This window comes from Klebsiella sp. PK01, assembly GCF_057624675.1.
This window is the reverse complement of the sequence record NZ_JBYEZM010000011.1, coordinates 53,126-68,236: the sequence shown is the minus strand read 5'-3', so window position 1 is coordinate 68,236 and position 15,111 is coordinate 53,126. Positions and strand designations below refer to the sequence as shown.

General features: G+C 57.0%; 12 protein-coding genes. 9 read left to right on the top strand and 3 right to left on the bottom strand.

Annotated features, from left to right (window positions below; translation table 11 throughout):
• The first annotated feature begins 255 nt into the window (after positions 1–255).
• Together AC22LX_RS23605 and malI are read left to right on the top strand one after the other, a co-directional pair.
• Complete coding sequence (locus AC22LX_RS23605; RefSeq protein ID WP_045395302.1) at positions 256–1,755, top strand: PTS transporter subunit EIIC; 1,500 nt, start codon at positions 256–258, stop codon at positions 1,753–1,755.
• Between the two features lie 91 nt (positions 1,756–1,846).
• Positions 1,847–2,863, top strand: a complete 1,017-nt coding sequence (malI, locus tag AC22LX_RS23600) for a Mal regulon transcriptional regulator MalI (protein ID WP_045395301.1) — start codon at positions 1,847–1,849, stop codon at positions 2,861–2,863.
• A gap of 32 nt (positions 2,864–2,895) precedes the next feature.
• On the opposite strand, the gene AC22LX_RS23595 is transcribed toward malI, so the two are convergent.
• Together AC22LX_RS23595 and metB are read right to left on the bottom strand one after the other, a co-directional pair.
• Positions 2,896–5,328 (bottom strand): bifunctional aspartate kinase/homoserine dehydrogenase II, encoded by a 2,433-nt coding sequence (locus tag AC22LX_RS23595; RefSeq protein ID WP_045395300.1) that lies wholly within the window; start codon positions 5,326–5,328, stop codon positions 2,896–2,898.
• A 2-nt stretch (positions 5,329–5,330) separates the two neighbouring features.
• The gene (gene metB, locus AC22LX_RS23590) at positions 5,331–6,491 is read right to left on the bottom strand and encodes a cystathionine gamma-synthase (protein ID WP_015368924.1); all 1,161 of its coding nucleotides are present in this window, start codon (positions 6,489–6,491) and stop codon (positions 5,331–5,333) included.
• A gap of 265 nt (positions 6,492–6,756) precedes the next feature.
• Between metB and metJ the strand changes: the two genes are divergently transcribed.
• Complete coding sequence (gene metJ / locus AC22LX_RS23585; RefSeq protein ID WP_004107547.1) at positions 6,757–7,074, top strand: met regulon transcriptional regulator MetJ; 318 nt, start codon at positions 6,757–6,759, stop codon at positions 7,072–7,074.
• Positions 7,075–7,173: 99 nt separating this feature from the next.
• On the opposite strand, the gene rpmE is transcribed toward metJ, so the two are convergent.
• A complete protein-coding gene (rpmE, locus tag AC22LX_RS23580; RefSeq protein ID WP_015368925.1) occupies positions 7,174–7,386 on the bottom strand; it encodes a 50S ribosomal protein L31 in 213 nt (70 codons plus the stop codon).
• Positions 7,387–7,645: 259 nt separating this feature from the next.
• Between rpmE and priA the strand changes: the two genes are divergently transcribed.
• The 6 genes from priA to menA all read left to right on the top strand — a co-directional run bounded on the left by priA (position 7,646) and on the right by menA (position 15,041).
• Positions 7,646–9,841, top strand: a complete 2,196-nt coding sequence (priA, locus tag AC22LX_RS23575) for a primosomal protein N' (protein WP_487334241.1) — start codon at positions 7,646–7,648, stop codon at positions 9,839–9,841.
• A gap of 149 nt (positions 9,842–9,990) precedes the next feature.
• Entirely contained in the window at positions 9,991–11,019 is a 1,029-nt protein-coding gene (gene cytR, locus AC22LX_RS23570) for a DNA-binding transcriptional regulator CytR (protein ID WP_015368928.1), read from the top strand.
• A 93-nt stretch (positions 11,020–11,112) separates the two neighbouring features.
• On the top strand, positions 11,113–12,081 hold the full coding sequence (gene ftsN / locus AC22LX_RS23565; protein WP_072048011.1) for a cell division protein FtsN: 969 nt from the start codon (positions 11,113–11,115) through the stop codon (positions 12,079–12,081).
• Positions 12,082–12,172: 91 nt separating this feature from the next.
• Positions 12,173–12,703 carry an ATP-dependent protease subunit HslV gene (gene hslV / locus AC22LX_RS23560; protein ID WP_015368930.1) on the top strand — a complete coding sequence of 177 codons (531 nt, stop codon included), beginning with the start codon at positions 12,173–12,175 and terminating at the stop codon, positions 12,701–12,703.
• A 9-nt stretch (positions 12,704–12,712) separates the two neighbouring features.
• Complete coding sequence (gene hslU / locus AC22LX_RS23555) at positions 12,713–14,047, top strand: ATP-dependent protease ATPase subunit HslU (RefSeq protein WP_045395296.1); 1,335 nt, start codon at positions 12,713–12,715, stop codon at positions 14,045–14,047.
• A 67-nt stretch (positions 14,048–14,114) separates the two neighbouring features.
• The gene (gene menA, locus AC22LX_RS23550) at positions 14,115–15,041 is read left to right on the top strand and encodes a 1,4-dihydroxy-2-naphthoate polyprenyltransferase (RefSeq protein WP_045395332.1); all 927 of its coding nucleotides are present in this window, start codon (positions 14,115–14,117) and stop codon (positions 15,039–15,041) included.
• The last annotated feature ends 70 nt before the right edge of the window (positions 15,042–15,111 follow it).

Below are 15,111 nucleotides of genomic sequence, written 5' to 3'. Positions count from 1 at the left end.
CTGCGTAAACAGTGAGGAATTTTCAGTCAAAGTGAAAAAAGTTCATCTCGCGTCAGGCCAGGCGCGCCCTGGCGTTGTTTTCAGATTTTGTCCGCAGCGTAATTTGAAGTAGTTCAAAAAATCGCACATCTCCCCCCCTGGCACGCCGATTACTATTGCAGCAACGTCAACCTTGATCCACAGTGAGTAGAACGTTCTACTAGAACGTTCTACTTAATACGTTTTCGCCAATAATATCTATTCGGGGTAATCAGCATGAGTCTGTGGTCAGGGTTCATAAAATCATTATCAAAACTGTCGATGATCGGCCGCGCCTTGATGCTGCCGATTTCGCTCCTCCCGGCCGCCGGCCTGTTGTTGGCCTTCGGGGATAAATTCCATTTACCGCTGATGATGAATGCCGGCGGTATTATTTTCGATAACCTGCCGATGCTCTTCGCTATCGGCTCCGCAGTCGGCCTCGCGTCGGAATCCGGCATCGCCGCGCTATCGGCAGCGGTCTCGGTCTTCGTCACCAACATCACCATCGGTACCGTACTCGGCATTACGCCGGAAATGGCCGCACAGGGCGGCAAATACGCGATGGTGGTCGGCATCCCGACGTTACAGATGGGGGTTTTCGGCGGGCTTATCTGCGGGATACTCGCCGCCTGGTGCTACAACCGCTTTCACACGCTGCAATTGCCGGAATTCCTCGGTTTCTTTTCCGGTAAGCGTTTTGTGGCGATCGCCACCGCCTTCCTGTCGTTCATCCTCGGCCTGTTGCTACCTTACATCTGGCAGCATATCCAGGCCGGTATTGATTCCTTGTCGATGGTGATTAACGGCGATAACCAGGCCGCCTCCACCTTCATTTTCGGCCTCGTTGAACGCGCGCTGATCCCGCTTGGCCTGCACCACATCTGGTACCCTTCCTTCTGGTACTCCTTCGGCGATTACACCACTCAGGCGGGCCAGATGATCCACGGCGACCAGACCATCTGGTTTAAAATGCTGGAAGAAGGGGTGAAATCTTTTAGCACCGATAGCTATCAAAACGCGGGCAAATTTATGCAGGGTGAATTCCCGCTGATGTTGTTCGCTCTGCCGGCCGCCTGTCTGGCGATGTATCACGAAGCGCACACTAAAAATAAAAAAATCGCGGCCGGTATTCTGTTCTCCGCCGCGCTGACCTGCTTCCTGACCGGCATCACCGAACCCGTCGAATTCACCTTTATCTTCGTGGCGCCGATTCTGTACGTCTTTAACGCCATTATGGCGGGGCTCTCGTACATGACCATGTACCTGCTGCACGCGCATATTGCCAAATCGTTCTCCGCCGGACTTATCGACTATATCTCCTTCGGTATTCTGCCTTCCATGAACGGCTATCAGACAAACTTCCTCAGCGCGGTGATTGTTGGCGTGCCGATGGCGCTGATTTATTATTTCACCTTCCGTTTCGTGATCCGCCGCTTCGATGTGAAAACGCCGGGACGTACCGATATCACCGTAACGGCCAATGATAAAACCGACGCCGAACTGGCAACTGAAATTGTCAGCTTACTCGGCGGTTCACAGAATATTGACTCGGTGGGCGCCTGCATCACCCGTCTGCGTCTGGAGGTTGCCGAACGCGATGCGGTAGATAAAGACGGCCTCAACAGTATCGGCGCGCGCGGCGTAGTCTTCGTCGGTGATAACGGTATCCAGATAATTTTTGGCGCCAGGGCGCAATTTATCGCTCAAACCATGTCGGGGATGATTGGCAAATAACCAGAAGATGTTATGGTGTGGAAGATCGCTTGTCTCAGAGAAGCGATCTTCTGCTATCTGACTGTCATACAACAGTTTTCATGGAGCGATTTTGAAGAAAGTCAGCATTATAGATGTGGCGAAACTGGCCGGCGTTTCCGTTTCTACGGTCTCGCTGGTATTACGTCAGAAGGGAAAAATTTCCGACGCCACCATCGAAAAAGTCAATGCTGCCATCCAGGAGCTCGGCTATGTGCATAACGTCGCCGCCGCCAACCTTCGCGCCAACACCACCAATCTAATCGGCCTGATTCTTCGCGACTTCAACGACAGTTTTTCCATCAAAGTGATGGCCAACATCGTGCAGGAACTGGAGAAACAGGGCTATATGGTATTTCTCGGCCAGCCGCTTAACGATAGCGACTATCTGGATCGCTGCCTGCTGTCGTTTAAACAACAGGGCGTCGCCGGCGTGATTTATCTTGATGCCGATACCACCCGCGATACGCTGCCTGCAGCGCTGCTGCGGTGCCCGCTACCGCTGGTGGCCGTCTCGCAAACGCCGTTAACCGGCAACCGCGATCAGGTGGTCCGCGATAATCGTCAGGCCGCCAGCATCGCCGCGCGTTATCTGATAGAGCGTGGTCATCGCTATATTGCCTACATCGGCGGTCAGGAAGACGATCTTATTCGTCAGCAGCGGTTGCTCGGCTTTTACAGCACGCTGGAGAAAAACGGCATGACGGTACGCGAAGAGTTTGCCCCCGCCTGTCACGACAATACCCAAGCCGCCAGTATCGCCACTCGTCAGTTACTGGAAAAGAATAATGCCATTACCGCGCTGCTCTGCCATTCACCGGATGCGATGATTGGCTGCCTCAATGGTATTCATCAGGTAGGACGAACGGTGGGAAAAGACGTCTTTCTTACCCAACAAGTGGCGCTGGTGGGCTTCGAAGATATGATGCATGTGAATTTGACTTCGCCGTCTTTTACCTATGTCTCTTCCGCCAGCGAAGAGACCGGCCGTCAGGCCGCCGCGTTAATTATCCGCAAGATCAAAGAACCGGCTCTCCCTACCCAGCGTATTACCCTTTCCGGACAACTGGTGACGCGGGAGTCAGCATAATGAAGGCCGGCCCAGCGGGCCGGCCTGACAGATTACAGCAGCTGCGCCAGACGATTGATATCTGACTGAATGGCCCCGGCGGTAACATCGCGGCCTGCGCCTGGCCCGCGGATCACCATTGGGTTATCGCGGTACCAGCGACTCTCGATAGCGAAGACGTTATCGCACGGCAGCAGCGCCGCCAGCGGATGTTCCTGACGCACCGCTTCTACTCCGACGCGCGCTTTACCGTTGGCATCAAAACGCGCCACGTAACGCAACACCAGCCCCATTTCACGGGCGGCTTCAAGGCGCTGCAGCATCTGTTCATTCAGCTCTTCGCCGTTCTCAAAGAAGTGGTCAACCGAGCCCTCTTCGCAATGCGCCGGAACCAGCGATTCCACGCGCACCTGATCCGGCTCGATATTGTAACCAGCTTCGCGCGCCAGGATCACCAGCTTGCGCATCACGTCTTTACCCGACAGATCAACGCGCGGGTCCGGTTCGGTCAGCCCTTGCTGCCAGGCCTGATCCACCAGTTCGGTAAAGGGCACCGTGCCGTCAAACTGCAAGAACAGCCAGGAGAGCGTACCGGAGAAGATACCGCTCAGCCCCAGGATGGTATCGCCGCTGTCGATCAGATCGCGCACCGTATGGTTAACCGGTAAGCCTGCGCCGACGGTGGCGTTATACAGCCAGTGGCGGCCGGTCTTTTCGAAGGCGTCGTGGATCTGGCGATATTTATCGCTGCTGCTGGCGCCCGCCAGCTTATTGGCGCTGATCACGTGGAAACCGTGGCTGGCGAAATCCAGATACTGATCGGCCAGCTGTTCGCTGGCGGTCACGTCCAGCACCACTAAATCATCATAAGGGTGCGCGCGCATCCACAGGAATAGCGACTCTTCATCCTGCTCGACCGCTTCATCTTCAAAGAATGCCAATGCGCGGCTGGCATCCAGACCTTCGTAATTCAGCAGGCTACGGCGGCTATCCACCACCCCGGCCAGCAGGAACTCAAAGCCGGTGCGGGCGGAAAGCGTGCTCTGCTCGCGCGCGAACAACTCCAGCCAGCGGGAGCCGATATTGCCTTTGCCGAACAGCACCAGACCGATGCGTTTTTCAGCGCGGAACACGGAGTGATGTAGTCCCTGAATCAGGCTCTCGGTTGGGCCGGCGCGCAGCACCGCCACCAGGCTGATGCCCTCTTCCGATTGCCAGGTAAACTCTACCGGCTGCCCTTTCAATTGCTGCCAGAAACGGTGGCAATGCAGCGGATTGCGGGTCACGCCCGCGCCGACCATCGCCACCAGCGCCAGCTTCTGACGCAGACGCAGCTCGCCCGGCAGGCCCGCTTCATCCAGCAGTTTCAGCGCGCTGTCGGCCACTTCAGAGGTGTAGCAGAACTGCAGCAGCTTACGGTCGGCATGCACGCCTACCGCCAGCGGGCGCAGCTGCGCGCGTTTGAAAATCTGATCCAGCTCTTTATGCGCCAGCTTGAAGTCCTGACCGGCCGGTACCTGGAATTCAATCAGGCAGACGTCGTCGTGACTGGTGACGATACGCGCGCCGGTGCCGGATGCCAGCACGCGCTCAATGCGCGTCGAACCCTGGTCCGGAGTGTAGCTACAGCGCAGCTGTAAATCGATATCGCTACCAGAAACCGGCTGTAGCGTACGCGCGTGCAGCACCGGCGCCGCCAGGCGAGCCAGCTCGCTGGCTTCATCAAGACGCAGCAGCGGCAGCAGGCACGCATCTTTCACTTTACGCGGGTCGGCGCTATAAACCCCGGCCACGTCGCTCCAGATGGTGACGCGGGAAACACCGGCCAACGCGCCGATTTGGGTGGCGGAGTAGTCGGAACCGTTACGGCCCAGCAGTACGGTTTCCCCGGCATTGTTACGGGCGATAAAGCCGGTCACCACCAGCCGTTTGTTGGGGTGCTGCGCCATCAACTGTTGTAACAGCGGGTAGGATAAGCCTTCATCAACCTGCGGCTGCGCGGCGCGTTCCGCGCGCAGGAAAGCGCGCGCGTCCAGCCAGGCGGCTTCAACGCCAAGGTGGTTTAGTACCGCCGCCATCAGGCGCGCGGACCACACTTCGCCGTGGCCGACGACTTCGGCATATACCGCATCGGTGACGCCGCTATCCAGCAGGCCCGCCAGACGCTCAAGATCGTGAATAAACGTCGCGATCAGCGCGTCGGCGGCGTCCGCCGGCAGCAGGCCGGCGATCAGGTCCATTTGATAGCGACGCAGCGCTTGTTGCACCTGATGCGCAGAAAGACGATCGGTCTGGCTTAGCTGCAGCCAGCTAATCAGCTGGTTGGTGGTGCTACCGGCGGCAGAGACGACCATCATATCGCCTGCCTGCGCGTAGTCGGTCATGATCCCGGCGACGCGCAGGTAACATTTCGCATCCGCTAAACTACTCCCACCAAATTTGTGCAGCTGACGACCCTTCGCCCCTGCCTGCGCAATCACACTCATCTTTATTCCTCGTTTGCTGCCCGGAAGCCATTTTCCAGGTCGGCAATTAAATCTTCACCATCTTCAATACCGGTCGAAATACGCAGGAGCGTTTCCGAGATCCCTGCCGCCGCACGCGCTTCCGGCGCCATGCCCGCATGCGTCATCGTCGCCGCATGGGAAATCAGGCTCTCAACGCCCCCCAACGATTCCGCCAGCGTAAATAGCGATAAACCGCTCAAGAAGCGACGCAGCGTCTGCTCATCGCCATCGAGCTCGAAGCTTAGCATCGCCCCAAAACCTTTTTGCTGACGCGCCGCAATCTCATGCCCCTGGTTTTCCGGCAGGGACGGATGATACAGCTTTTTCACCAGCGGCTGGGTTTTCAGATAGTCGACTATCGCCTGCGCGTTGCGCTGCGCCACTTCCATTCGCGGAGAAAGGGTACGCAAACCACGCAATAACAGATAGCTATCAAACGCCCCGCCGGTGACGCCGATATTATTCGCCCACCATGCCAGTTCGGTGACAGTTTCAGGATCTTTGGCAATCACCACCCCGGCGACCACATCAGAGTGGCCGTTGAGATATTTGGTGCACGAATGCAACACCAGATCGGCGCCCAGCGCCAGCGGATTTTGCAACGCCGGGCTCAGGAAGGTGTTATCCACCACGCTCACCGCGCCGGCTTCACGCGCCAGCCCGCAGATTTTCGCAATATCGACCACCCGCAGCAATGGGTTGCTCGGGCTTTCGACCAGCACCAGCTTCGGTTGTTCCGCTAGCGCTTCACGTAATGCCTGTTCATCGCTTTGATCGACAAAGCGCACGCGATAGCAGCCGCGTTTCGCCAGGCTGTCAAACAGACGATAGCTGCCGCCATAACAGTCGTGCGGCGCCACCAGCAGATCGCCCGGTTTCAGGAACACCGTGGTCACCAGCAGAATAGCCGACATTCCGGTATTGGTCAGTACCGCGCCCGCGCCGCCTTCCAGTTCCGCCAGCGCGCGCTGTACGACATCGCGAGTCGGGTTGCCGCGACGGGAATAATCGTGGGCGCGAGGTTCATTGAAACCGGTGAAATTATAGGTGCTAGAGAGGTGGATCGGCGGGACAACGCAACCGTACTGTTCGTCGTCATTTAAACCGCTACGCACTGCAATGGTGGCCTGTTTACGCGTCATGTTGGACAGTTCCTGGGCTGTTCGGTGAGAAGTCAGGCCTCAGAGTAATCATTGTCACAATAGACGTCAATACATCTGGACATCTAAACTTCTTTGCGTATAGATTGAGCAAAAGACAAATAGCCGTTAAAATTATATGCATTAGCGCACGTCGGCGGCGGCTTATCTCATGTCAGAAAGCACGCTCATACGGTAAACTACGCGCAATTATGGCCGGGCGTAATGTTCTGGCCCTTAACTAATAAACAGAGGATTAAGGTATCTCATGGCTGAATGGAGCGGCGAATATATCAGCCCATACGCTGAGCACGGTAAGAAGAGTGAGCAAGTAAAAAAAATTACGGTTTCCATTCCTCTGAAGGTGTTAAAGATCCTCACCGATGAACGCACGCGTCGTCAGGTGAACAACCTGCGTCACGCCACGAATAGCGAACTGCTGTGCGAGGCGTTCCTGCATGCCTTTACCGGTCAACCGTTACCTAACGATGAAGACCTGCGTAAAGAGCGCAGCGATGAAATCCCGGAAGCGGCGAAAGAGATTATGCGTGAACTGGGCATCGACCCGGATACGTGGGAATACTAAGACATAAAAAAAGCGGAAGATATCTTCCGCTTTTTTATTCCTCGCGTTGCCAGACGAAGGATACAAAAAAGCCGCCCTGAGGCGGCTCTTTCTGGCAACTTACTTGCTGCCCGGGATGCTGAAGCGCTTGTTGAAGCGGTCAACACGGCCACCGGTAGCAACATCACGCTGTTTGCCGGTGTAGAACGGGTGGCATTTACCGCACACGTCGAGGTTCAGGTCGTGACCAACGGTGGAACGGATTTTCATGACATTACCGCAAGAACAGGTAGCAGTAATTTCGTCGTAATTTGGGTGAATACCTTTTTTCATGGGAGAACCTCAGTTAAGGCCGCGTCGCTCTTCCAGCCCTAACGCCAGACACCACGCGATATTAATAATTTCCCGACGACCTTCGCACAGCTGGCGTAAACCGGCTTAGCGAATTTCCCGGGTTTTGGGAGTTTGATGCGGCATAAAGCGCACCAAAGGCGGCGAATCATACAGAATTTGACCAGCAGATGCAAACTTATCCGCGCCGCCTTCGGTAATGTGTATACTAACCCGCCAGATTTCAAGTCAGGAAGATTCCATGTCCGTCGCTCATGTCGCCCTGCCCGTTCCGCTGCCCCGCACCTTTGACTATTTGTTGCCTGAAGGCATCCCGGTCAAGGCGGGCTGTCGCGTACGCGTGCCGTTCGGCAAACAGGAGCGGATCGGTATCGTGGTGTCGGTCAGCGAGCGTAGCGAACTCCCGCTCGCGGAACTCAAACCGGTCGCCGAAGCGCTGGATAGCGAACCGGTATTCTCCTCTACCGTCTGGCGCATGCTGCTATGGGCCGCGGATTACTATCACCACCCCATCGGCGACGTGCTGTTCCACGCGCTGCCGATTATGCTGCGCCAGGGCAAACCGGCCAGCGCCGCGCCAATGTGGTACTGGTTTGCGACGGAACAGGGACAAGCGCTGGATATCAATAGCCTTAAACGCTCGCCGAAGCAGCAGCAGGCGCTGGCGGCGCTGCGCCAGGGCAAGATCTGGCGCTATCAGGTCGCAGAACTTGAATTCAATGACGCAGCGCTACAGGCGCTGCGCGGCAAAGGGCTGGCGGAATTGGCCAGCGAATCCCCAGCCATTAGCAATTGGCGGACCAGCTTCGCTGTGCCCGGCGAACGGCTGCGTCTGAATACCGAGCAGGCGACCGCCGTCGGGGCAATTCATAGCGCCTCGGACCGTTTTTCCGCCTGGCTGCTGGCGGGTATTACCGGCTCAGGGAAAACAGAGGTCTATCTGAGCGTGCTGGAGAACGTGCTGGCGCAGGGTCGACAGGCGCTGGTGATGGTGCCGGAAATCGGCCTGACGCCGCAGACTATCGCCCGCTTCCGCCAGCGTTTTAACGCCCCGGTGGAGGTCCTGCATTCGGGTCTCAACGACAGCGAGCGCCTCGCATCATGGTTAAAGGCGAAAAATGGCGAAGCGGCGATCGTTATCGGCACCCGCTCGTCGCTGTTTACGCCGTTTAAAGACCTCGGCGTTATTGTCATCGACGAAGAACATGATAGCTCCTATAAACAACAGGAAGGCTGGCGTTATCACGCTCGCGACCTGGCGGTATGGCGCGCCCATAGCGAACAGATTCCGATTATCCTCGGCTCGGCGACCCCGGCGCTGGAGACGCTCTATAACGTGCGCCAGCGCAAGTACCGGGAGTTAAAGCTGACCAAACGCGCGGGCAACGCCCGCCCGGCGCAGCAGCACGTGCTGGATTTAAAAGGCCAGCAGTTGCAGGCGGGCCTATCGCCTGCGCTGATTAACCGCATGCGACAGCATCTGCAGGCCGACAATCAGGTGATCCTGTTTTTGAACCGCCGCGGTTTCGCCCCGGCGCTGCTGTGCCACGACTGCGGCTGGATAGCGGAGTGCCCGCGCTGCGATAGTTACTACACCCTGCATCAGGCGCAGCATCATCTGCGTTGCCACCACTGCGACAGCCAGCGCCCCATTCCGCGCCAATGTCCTTCCTGCGGGTCGACGCACCTGGTGCCAGTGGGTCTCGGGACTGAACAGCTGGAGCAAGCGCTGGCGCCGATGTTCCCTGATGTACCAATCTCACGTATCGACCGCGATACCACCAGCCGTAAAGGGGCGCTGGAGCAATATCTTGCCGACGTCCATCGCGGCGGCGCGCGCATTCTGATTGGTACCCAAATGCTGGCTAAGGGACATCATTTCCCGGACGTCACCCTGGTGTCGCTGCTGGATGTCGATGGCGCGCTGTTTTCCGCCGACTTCCGCTCGGCGGAGCGTTTTGCCCAGCTCTATACCCAGGTCTCCGGCCGCGCCGGACGCGCGGGCAAACAAGGTGAAGTGATCCTGCAAACCCACCATCCGGAACACCCGCTGCTGCAGACCCTGCTCTATAAAGGCTACGATGCGTTTGCCGAGCAGGCGCTGGCGGAGCGGCAAACCATGCAGCTACCGCCGTGGACCAGCCACGTTCTGATCCGCGCCGAAGACCATAATAACCAGCAGGCGCCGCTGTTTTTACAGCAGCTACGTAACCTGCTGCAGGCCAGCCCGCTGGCTGATGATAAACTGTGGGTACTCGGCCCGGTTCCCGCGCTGGCGCCGAAGCGCGGCGGGCGCTGGCGCTGGCAAATTCTACTCCAGCACCCTTCCCGCATACGTCTACAGCATATCGTCAGCGGTACGCTGGCGTTGATAAACACCCTGCCGGAAGCGCGTAAAGTGAAGTGGGTACTGGATGTCGATCCTATTGAAGGCTAACGCTTCTCTTGCGAGGCGGATCGAAAAATTCAACAACCGTCACGTTTTTCATGAAAATTCTGTAACTCTCAGGCTGTACTATCTGTTAAAAATGTTGCTGATGTCAGCACGCAAGGGATGTGTCTGCGCAGTCAGCGAGGAGAAACCAGGTGAAGCCCAAAAAACAAATGGTTGCCGCCACCATGAAAGACGTCGCCCTGAAGGCAAACGTTTCAACGGCAACCGTATCCCGTGCGCTAATGAATCCCGACAAAGTGTCGCAGGCAACCCGTAGTCGGGTGGAGCAGGCGGCGCAGGAAGTCGGCTATTTACCGCAGTCGCTCGGGCGTAACATGAAACGCAATGAGTCGCGGACGATCCTTGTGATCGTGCCGGATATTTGCGATCCCTTCTTCAGTGAGGTGATTCGCGGTATTGAAGTGACTGCCGCCGACGAAGGCTATCTGGTGCTGATCGGCGATTGCGCCCATCAGAATCAGAAAGAAAAAACCTTTATTGATCTCATTATCACCAAACAAATTGACGGTATGGTGCTGCTGAGCTCGCGCCTGCCGTTCGACGCCAGCGTCGAAGAGCAGCGTAATTTGCCGCCGATGGTCATGTCGAACGAGTTCGCGCCGGAGCTGGAGCTCCCTACCGTGCATATCGATAACCTGACCGCCGCGTTTAATGCCGTCAATTATCTCCACGAACTGGGGCATCAACGTATCGGCTGTATCGCCGGGCCGGAGGATATGCCGCTGTGCCATTACCGGCTGCAGGGATACGTTCAGGCGCTGCGCCGCAGCGGTATCACCGTCGATCCGCACTACATCGCCCGCGGCAACTTTACCTTTGAAGCCGGTGCCAACGCGCTGGAGCAACTGCTGGCGCAGCCGGTGCCGCCGACCGCGGTCTTTTGCCATAGCGACGTCATGGCGCTGGGCGCGTTGTCGCTGGCCAAACGCCGCGGCCTGAGGGTGCCGGAGGATTTATCGATTGTTGGGTTTGATAACATCGCGTTGTCTGAATTTTGCGATCCGCCGTTAACCACCGTTTCACAGCCGCGTTTTGATATCGGCCGTGAAGGAATGCTGCTTTTACTCGAGCAAATGCAGGGCCGTAACGTCAACAGCGGCTCGCGTCTGCTCGATTGCGAACTGATCGTTCGCGGCAGTACGCAAAAAATCAGACGATAACCATCAGGCTTTCGGGCCTGCTCTTCTGGTCAAAGGCCCGCCGCTTAAGTAACATGGCGGGCTGACGAACGAATATAAGACAGCGAAACGATAGTGGCACAACGAGATTATGTACGCCGCAGCCAACCGGCTCCTTCGCGGCGCAAAAAGAGCAGCCCCCGAAGCTCAAGGAACAAGCAAAGTAGCCTTCCGGCGATTTCACCGACTATGGTTGCGATCGCGGCGGCCGTGCTGGTGGCCTTTATCGGTGGTCTGTATTTCATTACCCATCACAAGAAAGAAGAAGCGGAAGCGCTGCAAAACCGCCAGGCGGCAGGCAACGGTCTTCCGCCGAAGCCGGAAGAGCGCTGGCGCTATATTAAAGAGCTGGAAAGCCGCCAGCCGGGCGTTCGCGCGCCGACTGAGCCGACCGCCGGCGGCGAAGTGATGAAACCCGAGCAGCTAACCGACGAGCAGCGCCAACTGTTGGCGCAGATGCAGGCGGATATGCGTCAGCAGCCCACGCAGCTGACCGAAGTGCCGTGGAACGAACAAACGCCGGCGCAACGTCAGCAGACGCTGCAGCGTCAACGTCTGGCACAACAACAGCAGCAGGCGCAGCAGCAACAGTGGGCGCAGACTCAGCAGCAGACCACGCAGCAACAGCCGCGCGTCCAGCAGCCGAAGCCGGTGCAGCAACAGCAACCGAAGCAAACCGCGTCTAACCAGCAGCCGTATCAGGATCTGCTGCAGACGCCGGCGCATAACACCACCACGCAGCCGAAAACTCAGGCCGCCGCGCCGGTCGCCCGCGTGGAAGAAGCGCCGAAAGCCGCAGCCGCCGAGAAGAAAGACGATCGCAGCTGGATGGTTCAGTGTGGTTCCTTTAAAGGCGCCGAGCAGGCCGAAACCGTGCGCGCTCAGTTGGCCTTTGAGGGCTTTGCTTCGCACATCACCACCAATAACGGCTGGAATCGGGTGGTAATTGGGCCGCTGAAAGGCAAAGAGAACGCCAACGATATGATCAACCGTCTCAAGATGGCCGGACACGCAAACTGCATCCGTCTCGCCGCCAGGGGTTGAAACCCCAAAAATCCCCCCCATCTATAATTGCATTCTGCCCCGCGTAACGCGCGGGGCCCCTATTCCGCTTTTGCAACCAAGGGGTCTGCTCGTGACAACAATAGTTAGTGTTCGCCGTAACGGCCATGTCGTTATCGCCGGTGATGGCCAGGCCACGCTGGGCAACACCGTGATGAAAGGCAACGTGAAGAAAGTGCGTCGTCTGTACAACGACAAAGTGATCGCTGGTTTCGCTGGCGGCACCGCTGACGCCTTCACCCTGTTCGAACTTTTCGAACGTAAGCTGGAGATGCATCAGGGCCATCTGGTGAAAGCCGCCGTTGAGCTGGCGAAAGACTGGCGTACCGACCGCATGCTGCGCAAGCTGGAAGCGCTGCTCGCCGTCGCTGACGAAAACGCGTCGCTTATCATTACCGGTAACGGTGACGTGGTTCAGCCAGAAAACGATTTGATTGCGATTGGCTCCGGCGGGCCATATGCCCAGGCCGCCGCTCGCGCGCTGCTGGAAAACACCGAAATGGGCGCTCGCGACATCGCCGAGAAAGCGTTGGATATTGCAGGGGATATCTGCATCTATACCAACCACTTCCACACCATCGAAGAATTACCTTCTAAAGCGTAAGGATCTCCCATGTCTGAAATGACCCCACGCGAAATTGTCAGCGAACTGGACAAACATATTATCGGCCAGGACGCAGCCAAGCGTTCTGTTGCTATCGCCCTGCGTAACCGCTGGCGCCGTATGCAGCTTAATGAAGAGCTGCGTCATGAAGTCACACCGAAAAACATTCTGATGATTGGCCCGACCGGCGTCGGTAAAACCGAAATCGCCCGTCGTCTGGCGAAACTGGCCAACGCGCCGTTCATCAAAGTTGAAGCGACCAAGTTCACCGAAGTGGGCTATGTTGGTAAAGAAGTGGACTCTATCATCCGCGATCTGACCGACGCCGCGATCAAAATGGTCCGCATGCAGTCCATCGATAAAAACCGCTATCGCGCCGAAGAAATGGCCGAAGAGCGTATCCTCGACGTTCTGATCCCGCCGGCGAAAAACAACTGGGGCCAGGCTGAACAGCCGCAGGAGCCTTCAGCTGCGCGTCAGGCATTCCGCAAGAAATTGCGCGAAGGCCAGCTTGACGACAAAGAGATCGAAATCGACCTCGCCGCGGCGCCAATGGGCGTTGAAATCATGTCCCCTCCGGGCATGGAAGAGATGACCAGCCAGCTGCAGTCCATGTTCCAGAACCTGGGCGGCCAGAAACAGAAACCGCGTAAGCTGAAAATCAAAGACGCGATGAAGCTGCTTATCGAAGAAGAAGCAGCGAAGCTGGTGAACCCGGAAGAACTGAAGCAAGAAGCTATCGACGCCGTTGAACAGCACGGTATCGTGTTTATCGACGAAATCGACAAAATCTGTAAGCGCGGCGGCAACTCCTCCGGCCCGGATGTGTCTCGTGAAGGCGTTCAGCGCGACCTGCTGCCGCTGGTTGAAGGCTGCACCGTCTCCACTAAACACGGGATGGTGAAAACCGATCACATTCTGTTTATCGCCTCCGGCGCGTTCCAGGTCGCCAGCCCATCCGATCTGATCCCGGAACTGCAGGGCCGTCTGCCGATCCGCGTTGAGCTGAAAGCGCTGACCACCCATGATTTCGAACGTATTCTGACCGAGCCGAATGCTTCCATCACCGTGCAGTACAAAGCGCTGATGGCCACCGAAGGCGTGAATATCGAATTCACCGAAGATGGTATCAAGCGTATCGCTCAGGCCGCATGGCAGGTTAACGAAACCACCGAAAACATTGGCGCGCGTCGCCTGCACACGGTGCTGGAACGTCTGATCGAAGATATCTCTTATGATGCCAGCGAAATGAACGGCCAGACGGTGACCATCGACGGTGATTATGTCGGTAAACACCTGGATGTTCTGGTGGCAGATGAAGATCTGAGCCGTTTTATCCTATAATCCGGTTCAATGCATTTTCATCACACACGATGGGGCTATGATAGCCCCATTTTTTTGGCTGAAAGAAATGACTGAACAACCGATAACACGCACCAGGGCCTGGCTTGAAAGCCTGCGTCCCAAAACATTACCTCTGGCGTTCGCCGCTATCGTCGTCGGCACCGCGTTGGCGTGGCAGCAAGGCCACTTCGATCCGCTGGTCGCGCTGCTGGCGCTCATCACCGCCGGTTTGCTGCAAATTTTATCTAATCTCGCCAATGATTATGGCGACGCCGTTAAAGGCAGCGATAAACCTGACCGTATTGGGCCGCTGCGCGGAATGCAAAAAGGCGCCATCACCCAATCGCAGATGAAACGCGCGCTGATCGTAACGGTAGCGCTGATTTGCCTTTCCGGCCTGGCGTTGCTGTTCTCCGCCTGGCAGACAATGGCGGACTTCATCGGCTTTATGGTGCTCGGCGGGTTGTCGATTATTGCGGCTATCACTTATACCGTTGGCACGCGTCCTTACGGCTATATTGGCCTTGGCGATATCTCGGTGCTGGTTTTCTTCGGCTGGCTGAGCGTCGTCGGCAGTTGGTATCTGCAGGCGCACAGCATCGACGCGGTTATTTTCCTGCCCGCTACCGCCTGTGGCCTGCTGGCCGCCGCGGTGCTGAATATCAATAACCTGCGCGATATCGATAGCGACCGTTCGAACGGTAAAAATACGTTGGCGGTCCGTCTGGGGCCAATTAACGCTCGCCGTTATCACAGCGTCCTGCTGCTCGGCGCTCCGCTGTGCCTGGCGCTGTTTAACCTGCTGGCGCTGCGCAGCCTGTGGGGCTGGCTGTTTATTCTCGCCATTCCGCTACTGGTGAAACAGGCGCGTTTCGTCATGCGTGAGCGCGAACCGGTGGCGATGCGTCCGATGCTCGAACGCACGGTCAAAGCGGCATTATTAACCAACCTGCTGTTTGTCATCGGGATTATCGGCAGTAAGCTTGCGGCATAACTGACAAATATCAATTAACAATTGATGATTTTGCAAACAATGCAGTTCACGGGATATACTAAAAATTCTC